Here is a 23463-nt window from a genome sequence, read left to right on the forward strand (position 1 = left end):
CCCCCGATGAGCTCCGCGACACCGACCCCAGCGAAGAACGCCGCTCCCGACCTCGCCGCCGCGCCGGCCGCGGGAGGCAAGCGGCTGCTGCTGCTCGACGGGCATTCGCTCGCCTACCGGGCGTTCTTCGCGCTGCCCGCGGAGAACTTCCGCACCCGCACCGGGCAGACGACGAACGCGGTCTACGGCTTCACCTCGATGCTGATCAACCTGCTGCGCGACGAGCGGCCGACGCATCTGGCCGTGGCGTTCGACGTCTCCCGCAAGACGTTCCGCGCGGAGCGCTTCGCCGACTACAAGGCGAACCGCACGACCACCCCGGACGACTTCCGGGGCCAGGTCCACCTGATCAAGGACGTGCTCGGCGCGCTGAACATCCCGGTGTTCGCCGTCGAGGGCTACGAGGCCGACGACGTCATCGCCACGCTGGCCACGAGGGCCGAGGCCGAGGGTTTCCAGGTGCTCATCACCACCGGCGACCGGGACGCCTTCCAGCTGGTCACCGACAACGTCACGGTGCTCTACCCGCGCCGCGGCGTGTCCGACCTCGGCCGGATCGACCCGGCCGAGGTGGTGGAGCGCTACGGGCTCACCCCGGCCCAGTATCCCGACTTCGCGGCGTTGCGCGGCGATCCCAGCGACAACCTGCCGAGCATCCCCGGGGTCGGGGAGAAGACCGCGGCCAAATGGGTGCGGGAGTTCGGCTCGCTGGGTGAGCTGACCGACCGGGTCGACGAGGTCAAGGGCAAGGCGGGCGACGCGCTGCGGGCCAACCTCGCGGGCGTGCTGCTCAACCGGCAGCTCACCGAGCTGGTCCGCGACGTCGCCGTCGACGCCGTCCCCGCCGAGCTGGAGGTCCGGTCCTGGGACCGGGACGCGGTGCACCGGCTGTTCGACGAGCTGGAGTTCCGGGTGCTGCGCGACCGGCTGTTCGCCACGCTGCGCAGCGCCGAGCCGGAGGCCGACGAGGGCTTCGAGGTGGCGGGCGAGGTGCTCCCGGCCGGAACGGTGCGTTCGTGGCTCGACGCGCATGCGCGTGCCGGGCGCCGGATCGGGCTGGCGTTCTCCGGGATCACCGGCGGCGCGACGGCGGGTGACGTGGCGGGGATCGCGCTGGCGACGGGCGAGCCGACGGTCGAGGCGCGCGCGGCCGGTGCCGCCGCAGGCGTGCCGCAGGCCGGCTACGTCGACGTCCAGACGCTGGCCCCCGACGACGAGGCGGCGCTGGGCGCGTGGCTGGCCGACGCGTCGGTGCCCAAGGCGGCGCACGACGTGAAGGCGGCGCTGCACGCGCTGCGCGGCCGTGGCTGGGTGCTGCGCGGGCTGACCAGCGACACCGCGCTGGCGGCGTACCTGGCCCGGCCCGGCCAGCGCAGCTTCGACCTGGCCGACCTGGCGCTGCGCTACCTGCGCCGCGAGCTGCGCGCGGACGGCGAGGGCGCGGACGGCCAGCTGTCCCTGCTCGAGGAGGAGGATGCGGCCGAGCGGCAGCGGGCTCACGAGCAGATGGTCGCCGCCTCGGCGGTGGCCGAGCTGGCCGACGCGCTCGACACCGAGCTGGGCGACCTCGGCGGCACCGATCTGCTGGCCGATCTCGAGCTGCCGCTGGAGTACGTGCTGGCCGATCTGGAGGCCGCCGGCATCGCGGTCGACCAGGACGCGCTGGCCGCGCTGGAGGCCGACTTCGCCGCCCAGGTCAGGCAGGCCGCCCAGGACTGCTATCGGGTGATCGGCAAGGAGATCAACCTCGGCTCCCCGAAGCAGCTGCAGGTCGTGCTCTTCGACGAGCTGGGCATGCCCAAGACCAAGCGCACCAAGACCGGCTACACCACCGACGCCGACGCGTTGCAGAGCCTGTTCGAACAGACCGAACACCCGTTCCTGTCGCATCTGCTGCTCCACCGCGACGCGACGCGGCTGAAGGTCACCGTCGACGGGTTGCTGAAGTCGATCGCCGATGACGGTCGCATCCACACGACCTACAGCCAGACGATCGCGGCCACCGGCCGGCTCAGCTCCACCGAGCCCAACCTGCAGAACGTCCCGATCCGTACCGCCGCGGGCCGGCGGATCCGGCAGACGTTCGTCGTCGGCGCGGGATATGCGGATCTGATGACCGCCGACTACAGCCAGATCGAGATGCGGATCATGGCCCACCTCTCGGAGGACGCGGCGCTGATCGAGGCGTTCCGTTCGCGGCACGACTTCCACGCCGAGACGGCCGCGCGGGTGTTCGGCGTCGCGGCCACCGAGGTCGACCCCGAGCGCCGCGCCAAGATCAAGGCGATGAACTACGGCCTGGCCTACGGGCTGTCCGCGTTCGGGCTCGCGGCGCAGCTGCGGATCTCCACCGAGGAGGCCCGCGTCCTGATGGACGAGTACTTCAAGACCTTCGGCGGGGTCCGCGACTATCTGCGCAGCGTCGTCGAGCGGGCCCGCAAGGACGGCTACACCGAGACGATGCTCGGTCGCCGCCGCTACCTGGCCGACCTGACCAGCGACAACCGGCAACGCCGCGAGATGGCCGAGCGGATGGCGCTCAACGCCCCGATCCAGGGCAGCGCCGCGGACATCATCAAGGTCGCCATGCTCAGGGTCCACCGGGCGCTGGCCGCGGCGGGGTTGCGCAGCCGCATGCTGCTGCAGGTCCACGACGAGCTCGTCCTGGAGGTCGCGCAGGAGGAGCGGGACGCCGTCGACGCGTTGGTCCGCCGGGAGATGGGTGCCGCGCACGAGCTCTCCGTGCCGCTGGAGGTGTCGGTGGGCTACGGGCACAGCTGGGACGACGCGGCGCACTGAGCCGCGGATCGTCAAGGTGGGGCGAGGATGTACCCGTGGCCCGCGCCCCCGCCGTCCCGAGCGTGTTCCACCTGCGGCGCGCCCGGGACCTCGTCGACCGGCGCTTCGCCGACAAGAAGATGTCGCACGCCTGCTCCTACGCGCTCGACCAGGAGCGGGCCAAGCAGTTCTACACGCAGAAGCTGGGCTTCGAGGTGCGGGTCGACGTGACGATGGGCGGGGAGTTCGGGGGCGCCGGCCAGCGCTTCCGCTGGCTCACCGTCGGCCCGCCCGAGCAGCCGGACGTCGAGATCATCCTCGCCGGCTGCCACATGGGTCAGGACCCGGAGACGGCCGAGCAGGTCCGCGCACTGGTCGCCAACCGGCCCAGCGCCCCTCACCCCGGCGCGGGCGTTCGACCGCGAGCCCGACACCCGGTACCCGATGACGTTCGCCTGCGCCGACCTGACGGCGACCGCCGGGCGGCTGCGGGAGGCCGGGGTGGAGGTCGAGGGGCCGACCACACGAGCCGTGGGGCAGCTACCTCCGCATCACCGATCCGGAGGGCCGTCAGCTGCTGGTCAACGACCGGGGTTGACCGACGATCACGGGCTTCGGAGACCCGGCGGCGGGCGGCGCGCGACGACCGATCGGCGCGCCCCCCGCGCCCCCCGCGGCTGCGGCCGGTAACCTGCTGTCTCGAACGGCTGTTCGCGACATCGAGGAGTGCAGGTGCGGGTGCTCGGCGTCGACCCGGGGTTGACCCGATGCGGCCTCGGGGTCGTCGACGGCACCGGCGGCCGGGGAGTTCGCTTCGTGGCGGTGGACGTCGTCCGGACCTCGTCCGAGGCGGTGCTGACCGACCGGCTGCTGGCCATCGGCGACGCCGTCGAACGCTGGATCGCGACGCACCGACCCGACGTCGTTGCCGTGGAGCGGGTGTTCAGCCAGCAGAACGTCCGCACGGTGATGGGCACGGCGCAGGCCGGCGGGGTGGTGGCGCTGATCGCCGCGCGGGCCGGCCTGCCGGTCGCCTTCCACACCCCGAGCGAGGTCAAGGCCGCCGTCACCGGGGCGGGCCGGGCCGACAAGCGCCAGGTCACGGCCATGGTCACCCGGCTGCTCGGGCTGACCGAGCCGCCCCGTCCGGCCGACGCCGCCGACGCGCTCGCGCTGGCGGTCTGCCATTGCTGGCGCGGGCCGATGCTCGAGCGGATGGCCTCGGCCCAGGCCCGTTCGGCCGAGCTGGCCCGGCGGCACCGGGCCCGGCTGGCGGCCGCGGCGAAGGGACCGGGCCGGTGATCGCCAGCGTCCGGGGCGAGGTGCTCGAGATCGGTCTCGATCACGCCGTCGTCGAGGTGGGCGGGGTCGGGCTGGCCGTGCACGCCACGCCGGCCACGCTGGCCGGGTTGCGGCGCGGCGAACAGGCCCGGCTGGCGACGACGCTGCTGGTCCGGGAGGATTCGCTGACCCTGTTCGGGTTCGCCACCGCCGCGGAGCGCGAGTTGTTCGGGCTGCTGCAGACCGTGAGCGGGGTCGGGCCGCGGCTGGCCATGGCCACGCTGGCGGTGCTCGACCCGGACACGCTGCGCCGCGCGCTGGCCGAGGGCGACCTCGCCACCCTGACCCGGGTCCCGGGGGTCGGGCGCAAGAGCGCGGAGCGGCTGGTGGTGGAGCTGCGGGACAAGGTCGCCGCCCCCGTCCCGGCCGGCGTCGCCGCGGCGCCCGGGACCGCGGTGGTGGCCGGTAACGCCCGGCGCGACCAGGTTGTCGAGGCGCTGGTCGGGCTCGGGTTCACCGCGAGACCGGCCGAGCAGGCCGTCGACGGCGTCCTCGCCCAGAGCCCGGACGCCGATCCGGCGGTGTTGCTGCGTGCCGCGCTGTCCCAGCTGGGCCGCACATGACGGGCATGCCATGACCGAGGAGCGCCGGGACGTCCGGGACATCGACGCCGAGCCGATCGACGACGACCTCGAGGTCGAGGCGTCGCTGCGGCCGCGGCGGCTCACGGAGTTCATCGGGCAGCCGCGGGTGCGCGAACAGCTCCAGCTCGTGCTCGAGGGCGCGCGGCGGCGCGGCACCCCGCCCGACCACATCCTGTTGTCCGGGCCGCCGGGGCTGGGCAAGACGACGCTGGCGATGATCATTGCCGCCGAGCTGGGCGCGGCGATCCGGCTGACGTCAGGACCGGCGCTGGAGCGGGCGGGCGACCTCGCGGCCATGCTGTCCAACCTGATGCCCGGCGACGTGCTGTTCATCGACGAGATCCACCGCATCGCCCGGCCCGCCGAGGAGATGCTCTACCTGGCGATGGAGGACTTCCGGGTCGACGTCGTCGTCGGCAAGGGTCCGGGCGCCACCTCGATCCCGCTGGACGTCGCGCCGTTCACCCTGGTCGGCGCCACGACGCGGGCCGGGGCGCTGACCGGGCCGCTGCGCGACCGGTTCGGGTTCACCGCGCACATGGAGTTCTACGCACCCGCCGAGCTGGAGCTCGTGCTGCGCCGGGCCGCGCCGATCCTCGACGTCGACCTGCGCACCGACGGCGGCTCCGAGATCGCCGGCCGGTCCCGGGGAACCCCCCGCATCGCGAACCGGCTGCTGCGCCGGGTCCGTGACTTCGCCGAGGTACGCGCCGACGGCATCGTCACCCGGGAGGTCGCCCGCGCCGCGCTCGCCGTCTACGACGTCGACGAGCTCGGCCTCGACCGGCTGGACCGTGCCGTGCTGTCGGCGCTGGTCCGCTCGTTCGGCGGCGGGCCCGTCGGAGTCTCCACGCTCGCCGTCGCCGTCGGCGAGGAACCGGGTACCGTCGAGGAGGTCTGCGAGCCCTACCTGGTGCGCGCGGGCATGCTGGCCCGAACTCCCCGAGGCCGGGTGGCGACAGCAGCCGCGTGGGGCCATCTCGGTGAAACGCCGCCGCCGGACGTCACCGGATCGGCCCCGCAGGCGTTGTTCTGACGCGGCGCGGTCGAGGGGCCGCGGCATCGGCAGCGCGCCGGTGCTGGCACACTCGGGGCCCTTCGACGTGCGGAGATACGGAGATCATGGAAACCCTGCTGTTCCCACTGCTCATCCTGCTGCTGTTCATCCCGATCTTCCTGTCCGGGCGCAAGCAACGGCGTCAGATGCAGGAGATGCAGCGGCTGCAGGCGGCCCTTGAGCCCGGTGACGTCGTCATGACGACCTCGGGTCTGCGGGCCACCGTGGTGGACGCCTCCTACGAGGAGACCGTGGACCTGGAGATCGCCGACGGCATCGTCACCACCTGGGTGCGGGCCGCGGTGCGGGAGAAGGTGAACCCGACGCCGGACGAGGCCACCCCCTCGGCCGACCCGGCCGACTCCGTAGTCGACGAGACCCCGACCGCGTCCACGACGGCGCTGGGTGACGACGACTCCCGCACGAACGGCACGCCGGGCTCGCGCAACTGACCCACCGCAGGAGAGGCAAGCAGTGGCACCCACCCCGGGGCAGATCCGCCCCTGGCGGTACCTGACGGCGTTCGTCGGCATCGTCGTCGTGCTGTACGCACTGGTGTTCTTCACCGGCGACGGCAGACCCGCCCCGAAGCTCGGGATCGACCTGGAGGGCGGCACCCGGGTCACGCTGAGCGCGCGCACCGAGACCGGCGCCGTTCCGCCGCGCGACCAGCTGCTGCAGGCCCAGCAGATCATCGAACAGCGCGTCAACGGCCTCGGCGTCAGCGGCGCCGAGGTCGTCCTCGACGGGAGCAACCTGACGATCACCGTGCCCGGCGCCCAGGGCGACGACGCCCGGTCGTTGGGTCAGACCGCCCAGCTGCGGTTCCGGGAGGTCATCGGGGGTCCGTTCCCGGCGACCCTGCCCGAGCAGCCGGGTGCCACCCCGCCCGGCACCGAAGAGGGTGTGCCCGGGGAGAACCCGGGGACCGCGCCCCAGCCGCCCAACCCCCAGCCGCCGGCCCCACAGCCGCAGGGCGCGGGGGACAGCTCCGGCGCCATCGCTCCGGTGGCGTACTCCCGGCCGCTTCAGCAGCCCACCCCGCCGCCCACACCCCCGCCGGCGCCGGACGGGTCGGCCAACCCGGCACCCGCCGACCCCGAGCTGGCCGCGGCGATCGCCACGGCCCGCGAGACCCGCCAGAGCACCGATCCGGCCGTACAGGAACAGGCGCTCGTCGCGCTGGACTGCTCGGCCAAGGACCCGCTGCGCGGTTACGACGACCCGGCGAAACCGCTGGTCGCGTGCAACCAGGAGGGCACCGAGAAATACCTGCTCGGGCCGGCGTTCCTGGAGGGCACGCAGATCGAGAGCGCGACCGCGGGTGTCAACCCGAACGGCCCGGGCTATGTCGTGAGCCTGACCTTCAAGAGCGAGGGCGCTGCGATCTGGGGCGACTACACCAGCAAGAACGTCGGCAAGAACGCCGCGTTCGTGCTCGACGGGGAGGTCGTCTCCGCGCCGACGATCAACAGCGCGATCTACGGCCCGACCGAGATCTCCGGCCAGTTCACCCAGCAGGAGGCGCAGGACCTCGCCGCGGCGCTGCGCTACGGCTCGCTGCCGCTGTCCTTCGAGGCCTCGGAGGCCGAAACGGTCTCGGCCACTCTCGGGCTCGCCTCGCTCGAGGCCGGCCTGCTCGCGGGCATGGTCGGGCTCGCCATGGTGTTCCTCTACTGCCTGTTCTACTACCGCATCCTCGGGGTTCTCACGATCCTCTCGCTGGTGCTGTCCGGGGTGGTCGTCTACGCGGTGCTGGTGCTGCTCGGACGGTGGATCGGGTTCACCCTCGACCTCGCGGGCGTCGCCGGGTTCATCGTGGCGATCGGCATCACGGCCGACTCGTTCGTGATCTTCTTCGAACGGCTCAAGGACGAGATGCGCGAGGGCCGTACGTTCCGCTCGGCGGTGCCCCGCGGCTGGGTGCGGGCGCGGCGGACGATCCTCACCGCCGACGCGGTCAGCTTCCTCGCGGCCGCCGTGCTCTACATCCTCGCGGTCGGCCAGGTGAAGGGCTTCGCGTTCACGCTGGGCATGTCGACGGTGCTCGACCTCGTGGTCGTGTTCCTGGTGACGCATCCGCTGGTCGCGATGGCCTCGCATTCGCGGATCTTCTCCAGCCCGACGCTGTCCGGGCTGGGCGCCGTCGCGAAGATCGGTGCGCAACGGCGGCGGGCCGCCGCGACCGCGAAGGGAGCCTGAGATGGGTGCCTCCAGGACCGGCACCACCACCGGCACCGCGAAACCGGGCGTCTTCACCCGGCTCTACACCGGCACCGGCGCCTTCGACATCGTCGGGCGGCGCAAGACCTGGTACATCGGCTTCGGGGTCCTGCTGCTCATCTGTGTGCTCTCGATCGCGCTGCGCGGGTTCAACCTCGGCGTCGACTTCACCGGCGGCACCCAGATCCAGTTCCCGGCCACCGGCACCGCCGGGACGATCAGCGTCGAGCAGGCCGAGGAGGCCTTCCGCCAGACCGTCGGCGACGACCCGGCGTCGGTGCAGTCGGTGGGCTCTGGGGCGGCCGAGTCGGTCATCATCCGGTCCGAGCCGCTCGACGAGGCGCAGACCCTCGCGCTGCGGCAGACGCTGTTCGACGCCGTCCAGCCGCTCGGCCCGGACGGCACCCCGTCGGAGAACGCGATCAGCGTGACCGCGGTCAGCGGCACCTGGGGCGGGCAGATCACCCAGCAGGCGGCCATCGCGCTGGCGGTGTTCCTGGTGCTCGTCACGATCTTCCTCGCGCTGTACTTCGAACGTCCGATGGCGGTCGCCGCGCTGGTCGGGCTGCTGCACGACGTGGTGGTCACCGCGGGCATCTACTCGCTCGTCGGGTTCGAGGTCACGCCCTCGACGGTGATCGGGCTGCTGACGATCCTCGGGTTCTCCCTGTACGACACGGTCGTGGTGTTCGACAAGGTCAAGGAGAACACCCGCAGCCTGCTCGGACTCACCCGGCGCACCTACCCCGAGGCCGCCAACCTGGCCGTCAACCAGGTCCTGATGCGCTCGATCAACACCTCGCTGATCGCGGTGCTCCCGGTCGTCGGGCTGATGGTCGTCGGGGTCGGGCTGCTCGGCGTCGGCACCCTCGCGGACCTGGCGCTGGTCCAGATGGTCGGCATCCTCGTCGGCACCGCCTCGTCGGTGCTGCTGGCGACCCCCATCCTGGTCGACCTGAAGATGCGTGACCCGCGGTTCCGCGAGCATGCGGAGAAGGTCCGGCTGCGGCGTCGCCGCACCGCGGCGGCGCCGGTCGGGGAGGGTCCGGATACCGCCGACGCGGCCACCGACGTCATCGACGACGGCGCGCCCGCCGCCGAGCTGCGCAGGGAACAGGCCGTGGCCGCCGCGTCCGGCGTTCCCGCCCGCCCCGGCAAGACCGAAACGCCCCGGTCCGGGGGCAGCAGGGCCGCGCGACCGCGGGGCAAGACCTCGCGGCCGACCGGGAAGCGGCGCCGATGAGTGAGCTTGCGAACGAATCATCAGCACAGCGCCTGCGCGCTGAGATGTCGCCTCATGGGCCGGCCGAGCAGCGGGGGACGGCAGCCGGCGGAGCCGGCGGGGCGGGTGGGCACAGCGAGGCCGTGCGTTGAGCCTCGCCGAGAACGTCGACCCTTCGCTCGCGCGGCTCGCCGGCCTGGTCCGCGACGTCCCGGACTATCCCGAACCGGGCGTGCTGTTCCGTGACATCACTCCGGTACTGGCCGACGGGGAGGCGTTCACCGTCGTGTCGACCGAGCTCGCGGCGCTGGCCGGGGAGGCCGACCTCGTGGTCGGTGTCGAGGCGCGCGGATTCCTCATCGGCGCCGCGGTCGCGTTGGTCGCGGGCACCGGGATCGTCCCGGTCCGCAAGGCGGGGAAGCTGCCGCGGGTCGCGGCGTCGCGCACCTACGACCTGGAGTACGGCAGCGCGACGCTGGAGATCCCGGCCGACACCGTGCCCGCGGGTGCCCGGGTCTTCCTCATCGACGACGTCCTGGCCACCGGCGGCACCGCGGCGGCCGCGGCGGCGCTGCTCGGCGACGTCGGCGCGCAGGTCACCGGGTTCGGGACGCTGGTCGAGCTCACCGCGCTCGGCGGCCGCGCCCGGCTCGCGGGCATCCCGGTGCACACGCTGCTGCGGTACTGAACGCCTCCGCCGCTGAGCGGAGGGTTATCCTTCGGGGGGTGGAGCGCGAATGACCGACCTGCAGCCGGTCGCGCCGCCGGTTCCGGGGCCCGAGGGACCGGCTGTAGCGACCTCGAAGCCCTCGGCCACCCGGCGGGTACGGGCGCGTATCGCTCGCCGGATGACCCCGCAGCGCGTCGCCGTCGTCAAGCCGGTGCTCGAGCCGCTGGCCGCGGTGCACCGCACGCTGCACCCGAAGGCCGACCTGGTGCTGCTGCAGCGGGCCTACGATGTCGCCGAGGAGAAGCACGCCCACCAGAAACGCAAGTCCGGTGACCCGTACATCACCCATCCGCTGGCCGTCGCGACGATCCTGGCCGAGCTGGGGATGGACACCACGACGCTGGTCGCGGCCCTGCTGCACGACACCGTCGAGGACACCGACTACTCCCTGGAGCGGCTGCGCGCCGACTTCGGCGACGAGGTGGCGCACCTGGTCGACGGGGTGACCAAGCTCGACAAGGTTGAGCTCGGTTCGGCCGCCGAGGCCGAGACCATCCGCAAGATGGTGGTCGCGATGGCCCGCGACCCCCGGGTGCTGGTGATCAAGCTGTCCGACCGGCTGCACAACATGCGCACGATGCGCTTCCTGCCGCCGGAGAAACAGGCCAAGAAGGCCCGCGAGACGCTCGAGGTGCTGGCGCCGCTGGCCCACCGGCTCGGGATGGCCACGATCAAGTGGGAGCTGGAGGACCTGTCCTTCGCGATCCTGCACCCGAAGAAGTACGACGAGATCGTCCGGCTGGTCGCGACGCGGGCGCCGTCGCGGGACACCTACCTCAAACAGGTCATCGACGAGGTGACCCAGCAGCTCGACTCGGCGCGGATCGCGGCGACCGTCGAGGGCAGGCCCAAGCACTACTACTCGATCTACCGCAAGATGATCGTCAAGGGCCGCGACTTCGACGACATCCACGACCTCGTGGGTGTGCGGGTGCTCGTCGACGAGGTGCGTGACTGCTATGCGGCGATGGGTATGGTGCACGCGCTGTGGCAGCCGATGCCCGGCCGGTTCAAGGACTACATCGCCCAGCCCCGGTTCGGGGTGTACCAGTCGCTGCACACCACCGTGATCGGCCCCGACGGCAAACCGCTCGAGGTGCAGATCCGCACCCACGAGATGCACCGCACCGCCGAGTACGGCATCGCGGCGCACTGGCGGTACAAGGAGACCCGCGGCGCGCACACCGGCCAGGCCGTCGAGGTCGACGAGATGGCCTGGATGCGCCAGCTGCTCGACTGGCAGCGGGAGGCCGCGGACCCCGGCGACTTCCTGGAGTCGTTGCGCTTCGACCTGGCCGCCAAGGAGATCTTCGTCTTCACCCCCAAGGGCGACGTGATCACGCTGCCGCTCGGTTCGACCCCGGTCGACCTCGCCTATGCGGTGCATACCGAGGTCGGCAACCGCTGCATCGGCTCGCGGGTGAACGGCAGGCTGGTCGCGCTGGAGCGCAAGCTCGAGTCCGGCGACGTCGTCGAGATCTTCACCTCCAAGGCCGAGGGCGCGGGCCCGAGCCGCGACTGGTTGTCGTTCGCCGCCTCGCCGCGGGCCAAGACCAAGATCAAGCACTGGTTCGCCAAGGAGCGCCGCGAGGAGGCCATCGAGGGGGGTAAGGACGCGATCACCCGGGAGGCCCGGCGGACCGGGATGCCGCTGCAGCGGCTCGTCTCCTCGGACTCGATGGCGGCGCTGGCCCGCGAGCTGCACTTCCCGGACCTCTCCGGCCTCTACGCCGCGGTCGGGGAGGGGCATGCGAGCGCCCGGCACGTCGTGCAGCGGCTCGTCGCGCTGCTCGGCGGCATGGAGGACGCCGAGGAGGAGCTCGCCGAGCGGTCCACGCCGTCCACGGTGCGGCTGCGCCGGGCGACCGGTGATGTCGGCGTGGTGGTGCGCGGCGACAGCAGCGTCAACGGCGATCTCGGCGATCTCTACATGAAGCTGGCCCGCTGCTGCACCCCGGTGCCCGGCGACGACATCCTCGGCTTCGTCACCCGCGGCGGCGGGGTCAGCGTGCACCGCACCGACTGCACGAACGCGGCCGATCTGCAGTCGCGTTCCGAGCGGCTGGTCGAGGTCTCCTGGGCGGTGCAGCCCGGGTCGGTGTTCCTGGTCGCGATCCAGGTCGAGGCGCTGGACCGGCACCGGCTGCTCTCGGACGTGACGAAGGTGCTGGCCGACGAGAAGGTCAACATCCTCTCGGCGTCGGTGACGACCTCGCGCGATCGGGTGGCGGTGTCGCGGTTCACCTTCGAGATGGGCGATCCCAAACATCTGGGGCATCTGCTGCGGGCGGTGCGCAACGTCGAGGGTGTCTACGACGTGTACCGGGTGACGAGCGCGGGCTGAGCAGTGCTCACCGCGGCCTGACGTCGCGGCCCGGCCGCAGTGGCGAGTCCGGATCGAGCCCCAGCGCGGCCACCGCGGCCGCGACGTCGGAATGCACCCGGCCCTCGGCGCGCAGCCGTTCGAGATAGCCGGCGCGGGCCAGCACATCGGCGACGGGCCCGCGGACCGCGGCCAGGTGCAGCTGGACGCCGGCCTCCCGCAGCTCCCCGTCCAGCTCCGAGATCGCCTCGCTGCCCGTGTAGTCGATCCACGGTGTGGAGCTGGCGTCCAGCACGACGGCGCGCAGCGCGGTCCGCTCCGCGGTCGCCTCGGTGATCGTGTCGGCCACCGACCGGCTGTTCGCGAAATACAGCGGCGCGTCGAGGCGGAACAGTGCCACCGCCGGGTCGGTCAGCGCGTCGTCGTGGCGGTCGAGGTTGCGGAAACGCGCGGTCCCCGGTAGGCGCCCGAGCTCCGGGAAGTGGGGCCGCACCGACTGACGCAGGAAGACCACGAGGCTCACGGCGACCCCGACGCCGAGGCCCTGGGCGGCCCCCAGCAGCAGCGTGGCGAGGAACGTCGCGGCCAGCGCGACCAGGTCGCTGCGGCGGACCCGGGCGATGGCGATCGCGCCGCGGACGTCGACCAGCGACGCGACGGCCACGATGATGATCGCGGCGAGGGCGACCTTGGGCATCAGGGCGAGCAGCGGGGTGATCGTCACCAGGGCCACCGCGATCAGCGCTGCTGCCAGCACACCCGACATCGGGGTCCGCGCCCCGGCCCCGAAGTTGACCGCGCCGCGGGAGAACCCCGCGGCGACGCTGAACCCGCGGACGAACCCCGCGGCGAGGTTGGCCGCACCGACCGCGACGAGCTCCCCGTTCGGGTTGACGCGGGTGCGGGTCCGCCGGGCGAACGCGGTCGCCGTGCTGATCGATTCGAGGTAGGAGACGAGTGCGAGGGCCGCGGCCGAGGGCAGCAGCGCCTGGACGTCCGACAGTGCCAGCGACGGCAACACAGGCACGGGCAGGCCTGCGGGCACCTCGCCGAGGACCGCCACGTTCCCCGACAGCCCCGGCAGCAGGACGACGAGCGCCGCCGCGGTCACCACGATCAGCGGCCCGGGCGCCCTCGGCGCGACGCGCCGCAGCAGCAGTAACGCACCGACGGCACCGACGCCCACGACCAGCGTGAGCGGCTTGGTCTCGCCGAGCCGGGGGACCAGGCCGCTGAGGGTGGCCAGCAGGTTGGTCGAGCCGCCACCCCCGGTGATGCCGAGCAGATCCTTGAGCTGGCTGGCGGCGATGGTCAACGCGGCCGCGGTGGTGAAGCCGCTGATCACGGGCACCGAGATGAAGCTGACCAGCGCGCCGAGCCGCAGCGCCCCGGCGCCGAGCTGGAGCGCGCCGGTGAGCGCCGCGAGCAGGCCGGCGAGCGCGACGTAGCGCGTCTCGTCGCCGCCGGCCAGCGGGGCGACGGCGGCGGCGACCAGCAGGGAGTCGATCGCGACCGGGGCCACCGACGAGTAGTTGCTCGTGCCCAGCAGGGCGTAGACGATCAGCGAGGCCAGCGCCGCGTAGAGCCCGGTGATGGGCGGCAGGCCGGCGAGCGCGGCGTAGGCCATCGACTGCGGGATGAGCAGCACGCCGACGGTCGCCCCGGCCCGGGCGTCGGCGGCCAGCTGCGAGCGGTCGTAACCGCGCAGCCAGCGGAGGAACGGCAGGGCGCTCGACGCCGCGCTCGGGGCTTTCACCGGCTTAATAGTACGGACAATTGAACGGCGGGTCCCCCCCGACCGGGGGTGCCGGCGGGGGAACCGGGCCGCCCGTGCCACCCGCGGCGGGGCCGGCTCAAGGCAGGTGGGCGCCGATCTTGCGCAGGATCGTGGTGGGGTTGCGCGCCCCGCGGATCCGTTCGACGACGGTCCCCCCGGAGAACAGCAGCATCGCGGGAATGCTCCAGATCCGGTAGCGGCGCGCCAGCGCCGGACTGGTGTCGACGTCGACGCTGACCACACGCAGCCGGCCGGGGTGCTCGGCCGCGATCGCGTCCAGGGTCGGGCCCAGCGTGCGGCACGGCCCGCACCATTCGGCGCCGAAGCGGACCAGCACGGGAGTCGGGCTCTCCAGGACCTCGCGGGCGAACTCGTCCTCGGTAACCGGCCGGACGGCCGCGACCGGGTGGTTCCTCGCCTCAGAGGTCATCTCGTCTCCTTGATACTGGTAGGGGTATTCGACCTGCCCAAACCTTCACGGAGAGGCTGTTCATTCCGGTCGATCGTCGTGAGTAGCATCACTGCCTCGATCCAAAATGTCCGGACCTTTATTCGAGTTTACCGGAGGTACGAGCCATCGTCGCGGACCTCGCCGAAACGCCTTCGTCCGCCGCTCCGACCGTGCCTCCCTGCGCTCGGACCTGACCGCGGGGCTGACCGTCGCCGTGATGCTCGTGCCGCAGAGCATGGCCTACACCCTGCTGGGCCCTACTGGTCGGCGCGGTGCAGATCCTGCGCGGCGAGCCCGCCTCCGACCTCACCACCGTCCTGTGACGGGCAAATCGGGCGGGGGCGGCAGCGGGAGCACCGCCGATCCGCGGTACGGCTTACTGCACGGCCGCCTTCTCGATCGTCACGGGCAGCAGGGGCTTGCCACCGCCGGGGACCGGATCCAGCGAACCGTCGTGACCGGCCTGTGCGATCCGATCGATCACCGCGAGCCCGTCGGCCGAGATCGAACCGAAGACCGCGTAGTTCGGCGGGAGCTGCGCGTCGCCGTAGATCATGAAGAACTGACTGCCGTTGGTGTCGGGACCGGCGTTCGCCATCGCCAGGAGGCCGCGGCCGTAGGTCAGCTCGGGGAAGGTCTCGTCGGCGAACGTGTAGCCGGGGCCACCCCCGCCGGTGCCCGTCGGGTCGCCGCACTGCAGGACCTGCAGCCCGGCCGACGTGGTGAGCCGGTGGCAGCCGGTGCCATCGAAGTAGCCCTGCTGGGCCAGGCTCACGAAGCTGTTCACCGTGCACGGGGCCAGCGCCCGGTCCAGCGTCAGCGGGATGGCGCCCGAGCTGGTCTCCAGCGTCACCGGCACCGTCCCCTGCGCGCTGATGTCCGCGGTGGCCGGCGGCTGCACCGGTCTGGCGGCATCGCCGCTCGCCGGGTAGGCACAGTTCACGGTGGCCGGCAGGGCGGTGGGCCTGGTGGGAAGCGGCGCGCTGTCGGTGGGGATCCGTTCCGGGGAGATGCCTGCGGCGGCCGGATCGGTGGTGTCGGCGGAACCGCCCGATCCACCGAGCGTGGTCAGCAGCACGACGGCGACCACCACGACCACGACCACCGCCGCCGAGGTGATCATCGTGATCTGCTTGCGCCGCTTGGCCTGCAGGGCGCGCCGCTCCTGCTGTCGCGCCAGCTTGCGCTTGGCGGCCTCCCGTCGCATCTGGTTCGTCGCCACCGTTTGACATCCTCCCGGCTCGCGTGCTTGCAGCGGAGCGTAGCGATCGCCACGCGACGGGACCTGCGGGGCTGGTCAGCCCACGCGGATCACCTCGCCGGTCACCGTGATCGGGACCCGGGGGAGCGGCTCGGGTGCGGGGCCGCCGACGACCGCGCCGTCGTCGATCCGGAACCGGCTGCCGTGGCAGAAGCAGTTGATCGTCCCGCCGGCCACGGAGTGGACCGTGCAGCCCTCGTGGGTGCAGGTCGCGCTGAACGCGACGAACGTGCCGGGTGTCGGCTGCGTGAGCACGACCCCCGGCCCGCGAAGGACCACGCCGCCGCCCACGGGGACCGCGGCCGTGCGGATCAGCGGGGCTGGATCGTCGCCGGTCATCGATGACCTCCGGTCGGTGCGGGCCCGGGCCACGCACCCTACGCCGGGCCGCTACCAGTGCGCGGGGCGCGCGAGCGCAGCCGGCAGCCGGGTGGTGGCGTCGCCCCGGGCGGCATCGAGCTGGGCCTGGATGAGGAAGATGCTGCCGGTCAGATCGGCCCCACGCAGGTCCGTGTCGCGCAGGTCGGCCCCGATCAGGTCGGCGGATCGCAGGTCGGCGCCGGTGAGGACGGCCGCGATGAGCAGGGCCCCGCGCAGGTCGGCGCCGCGCAGGTCGGCGCCGCGCAGATCGGCCCCGACGAGATCGGCCCGCCTGCGGTCCTTGCGGCCGTCGATCGTCGCCCGCGCGAGTTCGCTCGTGCCCAGCAGCAGGACGTTCACTCGCTCCCGGTGCGCTGCGACGTCCAGGTCCGCGAGGTCGCGGGCATCGCGGCGGGTGAGGTGTTCGATCTCGTCGAACGTCTCGCGCAGCTCGTCGTGGAGGGGCCGGGCCTGCGGCAACGTCAACGCCTCGGCCAGGTACCAGAGCAGCTCGTGGAGCTGGCGCACGAGCGGAAAGACGGCGAACATCTGCCGGGCCGTGTGCGGGGCGCGGCGCCAGTCCCGCCCGCCGAAGGTGAGCTGAGAGACCTTCTGCCCGGCGCCGAAGCAGTCGTAGACCGTGCAGCCCGGAAAACCCTCCTGCCGCAGCCGGGAATGGATGCCGCAGCGAAAGTCCGCCCGCAGGTTGGGGCAGGGCCGGCCCGCGTCCTTGTCGATCGCGAAGTCGGCCGAGGCCGCGAAGGGTAGCGCGACGCAGCACAGCCCGAAACAGTTGGCGCAGTCCGCCCGCAGCTCACCGGAGCCCGCTTCGGCGGCTCGGGCCTCGGTCCTCGGTGACACCGTACGGATCCCGCCTTCCAGATGGGTACCGGTCCGCCCTGATACTCGACGTGAGCCCGCCATCATCCCAGGGCCGGCCGCCGGGTGGGCGTCGCCGTCGGATTAGGCTGGCCAGGTGCTCGTCGCAGGATTTCCGGCCGGTGCCTTCCAGACCAACTGCTACGTCCTCGCCCGCGACGCCGGGGAGGCGTGCATCGTCGTCGACCCGGGTCAGGACGCCGTCGAGCCGCTGGAGGAGCTGCTCGCCGAGCATCGGCTGACCCCGGTCGCGGTGCTGCTCACCCACGGGCATTTCGACCACACCTTCTCCGTCGCGCCCGTGTGCGACGGCCACGACATGCCGGCCTGGATCCATCCCGACGACCGGGAGATGCTGGCCGACCCGCTGAAGGGGATCTCGGCGGATTCGGCGGCGTTCTTCGGCGGACGCCTGGAGCTGCGCGAGCCACGTGAGGTGCGCCACCTCGACGACGGGTCGACCCTCTCGCTCGCCGGTCTCGAACTGCGCGTCGACCACACCCCCGGGCACACGCCCGGTTCCGTGGTGTTCTCGACGCCGACCGAGGAGGGCGTCGAGGTGGTCCTGGCGGGCGACACGCTGTTCGCGGGCTCGGTGGGCCGCACCGACCTGCCCGGCGGGTCGCACGAGCAGCTGCTGGCCAGCATCCGGGATCGGTTGCTCACCCGCGACGACTCGGCGTTCGTGTTGCCCGGGCACGGGCCGACCACGACCATCGGGCGGGAACGCGCGTCCAACCCGTTCCTGCAGGGGCTGTCCGCCCCTGCTCCGAGGCGCGGGCTGTGAGCGCCGCGGTCGAGGAGTCCCGAGCCTTCGCCGCGCCGAAGGGGATCCCGGAGTACCTGCCCTCCGACGGTTTCGTCCGGGTCCGCGAGGCGCTGATCGCCGCGGCCGACCGCGCCGGCTACGGGCATATCGAGCTGCCCGTCTTCGAGGACACCGGGCTCTATGCGCGCGGCGTCGGCGAGTCCACCGACGTCGTCAGCAAGGAGATGTACACCTTCGCGGACCGCGGCGAACGCTCGGTGACGCTGCGTCCGGAGGGCACGGCGGGCGTGGTCCGGTCGGTGATCGAGCACGGCCTCGACCGCGGCGGGCTGCCGGTGAAGCTGCGCTACGCGGGGCCGTTCTTCCGCTACGAGCGCCCGCAGGCCGGACGTTACCGGCAGCTGCAGCAGGTCGGGATCGAGGCCATCGGCGTGGACGACCCGGCGCTGGACGCCGAGGTCATCGCCGTCGCCGACGAGGGGTTCCGCGCGCTGGGCCTGACCGGGTACCGCCTCGAACTGACCTCGCTGGGCGACGCCGAATGCCGTCCCGCCTACCGCGAGCGGTTGCAGGCCTTCCTCGCGCAGCTGCCGCTCGACGAGCCGACCCGGCGCCGGGCCGAGATCAACCCGCTGCGGGTGCTCGACGACAAGCGACCCGAGATGCGAGCCATGCTGGCCGGCGCGCCGCTGCTGGTCGACCACCTCTCGGCGGCCTCGGCCGCCCACTACACCGAGGTCCGGCGGCATCTCGACGACCTGGGCGTCGCGTATGTGGAGAACCCGCGGATGGTGCGCGGGCTCGACTACTACACGAAGACGACCTTCGAGTTCGTGCACGACGGGCTCGGCGCTCAGTCGGGGATCGGCGGCGGCGGGCGTTACGACGGGCTGATGGCCGTGCTCGGCGGGCAGCCGCTCTCGGGCATCGGGTTCGGCATCGGGGTCGACCGGACCCTGCTGGCCTGCCGAGCCGAGGGGCTCCCGATCGACGACGCGCCGCGGGTCGAGGTGTTCGGGGTGCCGCTGGGCGAGGCGGCACGCCGCAGGCTGGTCGTGCTCGCCGCGCGGCTGCGGGCCGTCGGGGTGCGGGTCGACCTCGCCTACGGCGGGCGCGGGCTCAAGGGCGCGATGAAGTCGGCCGACCGGTCCGGCGCCCGGTATGCGCTGGTCCTCGGCGATCGCGACCTCGAGGCCGGCGCCGTCGCGATCAAGAACCTCGGCTCGGGGGAGCAGCGCACGGTGCCGCTCGACGACGCCGTCGACGAGCTGGTCGGGCGGCTCGCCTCACCATGAGCCGGGCCGATCGGGAGCGCTGGGACGCCCGGCACGCCGCGCTGGATCCCGGCACGCCCGCGCCCCCGGCGGCGCTGGGCGGGCGGCTCGACCTGCTGCCGCCCGGTGGCCGGGCTCTGGAGCTGGCGTGCGGCCGGGGCGTGGTCGCGGTGTGGCTGGCCCGGCACGGGTTCGCCGTCGAGGCCGTCGACGTCTCCGGCGCGGGCCTGGACGCGGGCGCGCGGCTGGCGGAACGCCACGGGGTCGCGGTGACCTGGATCGAGGCCGATCTGGACGACGGCATTCCCGAGGGTTGCCGGGGTCCCTACGACCTGGTGGTGTGCCAGCGGTTCCGCGACCCGCGGCTCTATCCGGCGATGGCCGCGCTGCTCCGGCCGGGCGGGCTGCTGGCGGTCACGGTGCTGTCGCAGGTCGGGGACGGTTCCGGGCCGTTCCGTGCCGCTCCGGGCGAGCTGGTCACCGCCTTCGCCGGGCTGGAGGTGCTGGTGGACGCCGAGGGCGACGGCGAGGCGCATCTGGTCGCGCGCCATGGCGAGGCCGCGCTCGCCCCAGCGCCCCCCCGTTGAGGCCCACCCCGCCGATGAGGCGCCGATCACTGTGCGGGTGAGCCGCCGGGCCGCCGCGCGGTGTGTACCCACGGCCGCTCCCGCACGGCGACGGCCGCGGCCAGTGCCGTGGTGATCGGCACCGACGCGACGAGGCCGATGCTGCCGACCAGCGTCCGCACGATCTCGGTCGCCACGTCCTGGGTGGTCAGCGCCTGGCCGATCGAGCGCCCGGAGACGCTGAACAGCAGAAGCAACGGCAGCGCCGCGCCCGCGTAGGCCAGGACCAGCGTGTTCACCGCGGAGGAGACGTGGTCGCGGCCGATCCGCATCGCGGCGCCGTACAGTTCGCGGGCACCCAGTCCCGGGTTGGCGGCGCGCAGTTCCCACACCGCGCTGGTCTGGGTGATCGTGACGTCGTCGAGCACACCCAGCGCGCCGATGACGACCCCCGCGAGCAGCAGCCCGCGCGCGTCGACCGCGGCGTCGAGGGTGGCGATGAGGCTGGCGGTCTGGTCGTCGAGCCCGGTGAGCCGGGCGGCAGCGGAGAAACCGGCCCCGAGCAGCCCGATCAGCCCGAGCGAGAACACCGTCCCGAGGACTGCCGTGGAGGTCCGGGCGGACGGGCCGTGCGCCAGGTACAGCACCAGGAACATGATCAGACACGAGCCGACGATGGCCACGGCGAGCGGGTCGCTGCCGCTGAGGATCGCGGGCAGCACGAACCACAGCAGCACGACGAAGCTCAGCCCGAGCCCGACGAGCGCGGCGAGCCCACGCCAGCGTCCCAGCAGCAGCACGGCGCCCGCGAACAGCGCGGCGAGCCAGATCAGCGCGGCGCCGCGCTGGAAGTCGGCGACCCGGTAGGAGCTCGGGTCGAGCGGGTCGGCACCCGACCAGGCCAGCACGATCTCGTCGCCGACGGCGAACCGCGGCGTGGCCGGCTCGATCGGGACGAGCTGCACGAGGTCGCGCCCGGGCAGCGGGCCATCCTCCATCCGGACGACGAGCCCCAGGCAGCCGCCGTCGCCGGAGCCGCGGACGCAGTCGGCCCGTTGCGCCGCGACGACCTCGGCGTTGATCGGCTGCTCGATGCCGGTCCCGGCGACGGCGGGCGGGTTCGCCGGCGGGTACAGCGCCACCAGCCCGACCAGGGTCGCGAGCGCGCACGGGACGAGCAGCGCCGCGATCAGCATCCGGACCCGGCGTCCGGCCGGGGCCGCGGGCCGGCGCCCGTGGCCGTGGCCGTGCCCGATGACGGGCAAGGTGGCCGGCCCGCCCGGCGCGGGCGCCGCCCGAGATCGGCGCCCGCGGTGCCGGTGACGGCCGTCGGCGCTGCCCCGGGCAGGAACCGGGGGCTCGGGGGGAGCCACTCCCATATCCTGCCAACGCCCGCCTCGACCGCAGCATGGTGGCTTTACTCCGGTCGGACCGGAGTAAAGCCACCATGCTGGGGCTGGGTGGGGGACGGGTTCGAGCCGGACCACAGCATCCCCAGCACTTGACCGACCGCGGCGGCGGGGTCGCGGTGCGCGGGCACGGCGATACCCGGTTCGTCCGGCTGCAGCGGCTCGAGGGCCGCGAGCTGGCTCGCGAGGAGCGAGGCGGGCATGTAGTGGCCGCGGCGGCGCCGCAGGCGTTCGGCCAGCACGTCGCGCTCGGCGACCAGATGCACGAACCAGACCGAAGGGTGGCCCTCGCGCAGCAGGTCGCGGTAGCTGCGTTTGAGCGCGGAGCAGGTGACGACTCCGCTGCGACCGGCGGCTTCCTGGTCGCCGATCCAGCCCGCGATCCGCCGCAGCCACGGCCGGCGGTCGTCGTCGGACAACGGCTGACCGGCGGCCATCTTGCGCCGGCTGGCCTCGGGGTGCAGGTCGTCACCCTCCAGCGACACCCAGCCGGTGCGCCGGGCCAGCTCCGCCGCCACCGTCGTCTTGCCGACGCCGGATACCCCCATCACCACCGCGATCGTCTGCCGTCGGACGCCCATCCGCCCACTCTCGCCCATGGTGGGGAAGGCTGCTGGCCGGGTGCCGGGGGGATCCGGATAGCCTCTTTCGCGTGATGCGCACCCACCCCTGCGGCACCCTTCGTGCCGAGCACGCCGGACAGTCCGTGACCCTCGCCGGGTGGGTGGCCCGTCGCCGTGATCATGGTGGCGTGATCTTCATCGATCTGCGCGACGCGTCCGGCGCGGCCCAGGTGGTCTTCCGCGAGGGCGAGATGGCCGAGCGCGCGCACCGCTTGCGGTCCGAGTTCGTCGTCCAGGTCACCGGTCAGGTGGCGCGCCGTCCCGCCGGCAACGAGAACCCGGACCTTGCGACCGGCGAGATCGAGGTGACCGCGCTTGAAATAGACGTACTGTCGGAGTCCGCCCCCCTCCCATTCCCGATCGACGAGCACACCGAGGTCGGGGAGGAGGTCCGGCTCAAGTACCGCTACCTCGACCTGCGCCGCCCCGGCCCGGCCGCCGCGCTGCGGCTGCGCAGCGAGGCCAACCGGATCGCCCGCGCCGTGCTGCACGAGCGCGACTTCGTCGAGGTGGAGACGCCGACGCTGACCCGCTCGACCCCGGAGGGCGCCCGCGACTTCCTGGTGCCTGCCCGGCTGCGTCCGGGTTCCTGGTACGCGCTGCCGCAGAGCCCGCAGCTGTTCAAGCAACTGCTGATGGTGGCCGGCACCGAGCGGTACTACCAGATCGCCCGCTGCTACCGCGACGAGGACTTCCGCGCCGACCGTCAGCCCGAGTTCACCCAGCTCGACATCGAGATGAGCTTCGTGGACCAGGACGATGTCATCGAGCTCGGTGAGGCCGTGACCGCGGCGCTGTGGAGAGAGCTCGCCGGCTACGAGATCCCGCTGCCGATCCCGCGGATTACCTACGCCGAGGCGATGGCGCGCTATGGCACCGACAAGCCGGACCTGCGGTTCGGCCTCGAGCTCACCGAGCTCACCGACTACTTCGCCGACACCAGCTTCCGGGTGTTCCAGGCGCCCTACGTCGGCGCCGTCGTGATGCCCGGCGGGGCCGACCAGCCACGCCGCCAGTTCGACGCCTGGCAGGAGTGGGCGCGGCAGCGCGGCGCCCGGGGGCTGGCCTACGTGACGATCAGCGCGGGCGGTGAGCTCGGCGGGCCGGTCGCCAAGAACCTCTCCGACGCCGAGCGGGACGGCCTGGCCAAGGCGGTCGGCGCCAACCCGGGCGACGCGATCTTCTTCGCCGCCGGACACCCGTCGGACGCCCGCGTCCTGCTCGGCGCGGCGCGCGTCGAGATCGCCCGCCGGATCGGCCTCGTCGACGAGGACGCCTGGGCGTTCGTCTGGGTCGTCGACGCCCCGATGTTCGAGCGGGTGCGCGACGACAAGGGCGCCGACGTCGGGTGGACCGCCGTGCACCACCCGTTCACGGCGCCCAACGACGAGTGGATCGACCGCTTCGAACAGGCCCCCGACCAGGCACTCGCCCACGCCTACGACATCGTCGCCAACGGCCACGAGATCGGTGGGGGCTCGATCCGTATCCACCGTTCCGATGTGCAGCAGCGGGTGTTCGAGCTACTGGGTATGGACGAGGTGCAGCAGCGCGAGAAGTTCGGCTTCCTGCTCGAGGCCTTCCAGCACGGTCCGCCGCCGCACGGCGGTATCGCGTTCGGCTGGGACCGGATCTGCATGCTGCTGACCGGGGCCGACTCGCTGCGGGACGTCATCGCCTTCCCGAAGACCGGCGGCGGCTTCGACCCGCTGACCCAGGCACCGGCGCCGATCACGGCCGAACAGCGCAAGGAGGCGGGGGTGGATGCCCAGCCGGCGAAGCCCGCGACGGACTCACCCGCGGCACCGGCGGTGACGGCACCCCAGTAGTCCATCG

20 protein-coding genes and 1 pseudogene are annotated in these 23463 nt (G+C 72.9%); 14 read left to right on the forward strand and 7 right to left on the reverse strand.

Annotated elements, in window-relative coordinates; translation table 11 throughout:
- Positions 1 to 6 precede the first annotated feature (6 nt).
- The 10 genes and pseudogenes from polA to G567_RS0120760 all read left to right on the forward strand — a co-directional run bounded on the left by polA (position 7) and on the right by G567_RS0120760 (position 12279).
- Positions 7 to 2799, forward strand: coding sequence for a DNA polymerase I (polA, locus tag G567_RS30230; RefSeq protein ID WP_084796304.1), 2793 nt, complete (start codon positions 7 to 9; stop codon positions 2797 to 2799).
- Positions 2800 to 2918: 119 nt separating this feature from the next.
- A pseudogene (locus G567_RS36930) lies at positions 2919 to 3032 on the forward strand (VOC family protein); the annotation flags it as partial.
- A gap of 478 nt (positions 3033 to 3510) precedes the next feature.
- Positions 3511 to 4080, forward strand: coding sequence for a crossover junction endodeoxyribonuclease RuvC (gene ruvC / locus G567_RS0120725; protein ID WP_028931491.1), 570 nt, complete (start codon positions 3511 to 3513; stop codon positions 4078 to 4080).
- Positions 4077 to 4682: a Holliday junction branch migration protein RuvA gene (gene ruvA / locus G567_RS0120730; protein ID WP_028931492.1), complete on the forward strand. Its 606-nt coding sequence runs from the start codon at positions 4077 to 4079 to the stop codon at positions 4680 to 4682. The genes ruvC and ruvA overlap by 4 nt, the downstream gene beginning before the upstream one ends.
- Positions 4683 to 4692: 10 nt before the next feature.
- Positions 4693 to 5739: a Holliday junction branch migration DNA helicase RuvB gene (gene ruvB / locus G567_RS0120735; RefSeq protein ID WP_051233356.1), complete on the forward strand. Its 1047-nt coding sequence runs from the start codon at positions 4693 to 4695 to the stop codon at positions 5737 to 5739.
- 86 nt (positions 5740 to 5825) lie between these two features.
- Complete coding sequence (yajC, locus tag G567_RS30235) at positions 5826 to 6212, forward strand: preprotein translocase subunit YajC (protein ID WP_037057783.1); 387 nt, start codon at positions 5826 to 5828, stop codon at positions 6210 to 6212.
- Positions 6213 to 6234: 22 nt separating this feature from the next.
- Positions 6235 to 7962, forward strand: coding sequence for a protein translocase subunit SecD (gene secD / locus G567_RS0120745; RefSeq protein WP_028931494.1), 1728 nt, complete (start codon positions 6235 to 6237; stop codon positions 7960 to 7962).
- A gap of 1 nt (position 7963) precedes the next feature.
- Positions 7964 to 9226, forward strand: coding sequence for a protein translocase subunit SecF (gene secF / locus G567_RS0120750; RefSeq protein WP_028931495.1), 1263 nt, complete (start codon positions 7964 to 7966; stop codon positions 9224 to 9226).
- A gap of 127 nt (positions 9227 to 9353) precedes the next feature.
- Positions 9354 to 9893, forward strand: a complete 540-nt coding sequence (locus G567_RS0120755; protein WP_028931496.1) for an adenine phosphoribosyltransferase — start codon at positions 9354 to 9356, stop codon at positions 9891 to 9893.
- Positions 9894 to 9942: 49 nt separating this feature from the next.
- Positions 9943 to 12279, forward strand: a complete 2337-nt coding sequence (locus G567_RS0120760) for a RelA/SpoT family protein (RefSeq protein WP_028931497.1) — start codon at positions 9943 to 9945, stop codon at positions 12277 to 12279.
- Between the two features lie 7 nt (positions 12280 to 12286).
- On the opposite strand, the gene G567_RS30240 is transcribed toward G567_RS0120760, so the two are convergent.
- From G567_RS30240 to G567_RS0120785, 5 genes are all read right to left on the reverse strand, one after another.
- Complete coding sequence (locus tag G567_RS30240; RefSeq protein ID WP_051233357.1) at positions 12287 to 14014, reverse strand: SulP family inorganic anion transporter; 1728 nt, start codon at positions 14012 to 14014, stop codon at positions 12287 to 12289.
- A gap of 97 nt (positions 14015 to 14111) precedes the next feature.
- Positions 14112 to 14465, reverse strand: coding sequence for a thioredoxin family protein (locus tag G567_RS0120770; RefSeq protein WP_028931498.1), 354 nt, complete (start codon positions 14463 to 14465; stop codon positions 14112 to 14114).
- Between the two features lie 397 nt (positions 14466 to 14862).
- Entirely contained in the window at positions 14863 to 15708 is an 846-nt protein-coding gene (locus G567_RS0120775) for a peptidylprolyl isomerase (RefSeq protein ID WP_028931499.1), read from the reverse strand.
- Positions 15709 to 15783: 75 nt separating this feature from the next.
- Positions 15784 to 16086 (reverse strand): Rieske (2Fe-2S) protein, encoded by a 303-nt coding sequence (locus G567_RS30245; protein WP_051233358.1) that lies wholly within the window; start codon positions 16084 to 16086, stop codon positions 15784 to 15786.
- Positions 16087 to 16137: 51 nt separating this feature from the next.
- Positions 16138 to 16968 carry a pentapeptide repeat-containing protein gene (locus G567_RS0120785; protein ID WP_028931500.1) on the reverse strand — a complete coding sequence of 277 codons (831 nt, stop codon included), beginning with the start codon at positions 16966 to 16968 and terminating at the stop codon, positions 16138 to 16140.
- A gap of 115 nt (positions 16969 to 17083) precedes the next feature.
- Here G567_RS0120785 and G567_RS0120790 point away from each other — a divergent pair, with 115 nt between their 5' ends.
- Genes G567_RS0120790 through G567_RS0120800 form a run of 3 tightly spaced genes read left to right on the forward strand, consistent with a single transcriptional unit; the run spans position 17084 to position 19616 of the window.
- Complete coding sequence (locus G567_RS0120790) at positions 17084 to 17773, forward strand: MBL fold metallo-hydrolase (RefSeq protein ID WP_028931501.1); 690 nt, start codon at positions 17084 to 17086, stop codon at positions 17771 to 17773.
- Positions 17770 to 19050, forward strand: a complete 1281-nt coding sequence (gene hisS, locus G567_RS0120795) for a histidine--tRNA ligase (protein WP_028931502.1) — start codon at positions 17770 to 17772, stop codon at positions 19048 to 19050. Before G567_RS0120790 ends, hisS begins: the two co-directional genes overlap by 4 nt.
- A complete protein-coding gene (locus G567_RS0120800) occupies positions 19047 to 19616 on the forward strand; it encodes a class I SAM-dependent methyltransferase (protein WP_028931503.1) in 570 nt (189 codons plus the stop codon). Before hisS ends, G567_RS0120800 begins: the two co-directional genes overlap by 4 nt.
- 26 nt (positions 19617 to 19642) lie before the next feature.
- Here the strand turns inward: G567_RS0120800 and G567_RS30250 are convergent, their stop codons facing one another.
- Entirely contained in the window at positions 19643 to 20968 is a 1326-nt protein-coding gene (locus G567_RS30250; RefSeq protein ID WP_307724151.1) for a YibE/F family protein, read from the reverse strand.
- A gap of 44 nt (positions 20969 to 21012) precedes the next feature.
- Positions 21013 to 21603 (reverse strand): gluconokinase, encoded by a 591-nt coding sequence (locus tag G567_RS0120810; RefSeq protein ID WP_245585729.1) that lies wholly within the window; start codon positions 21601 to 21603, stop codon positions 21013 to 21015.
- Between the two features lie 53 nt (positions 21604 to 21656).
- Here G567_RS0120810 and aspS point away from each other — a divergent pair, with 53 nt between their 5' ends.
- The gene (gene aspS, locus G567_RS0120815; RefSeq protein WP_028931505.1) at positions 21657 to 23456 is read left to right on the forward strand and encodes an aspartate--tRNA ligase; all 1800 of its coding nucleotides are present in this window, start codon (positions 21657 to 21659) and stop codon (positions 23454 to 23456) included.
- Positions 23457 to 23463: the final 7 nt, after the last annotated feature.

It is taken from the genome of Pseudonocardia asaccharolytica DSM 44247 = NBRC 16224, from assembly GCF_000423625.1.
GTDB lineage: Bacteria > Actinomycetota > Actinomycetes > Mycobacteriales > Pseudonocardiaceae > Pseudonocardia > Pseudonocardia asaccharolytica.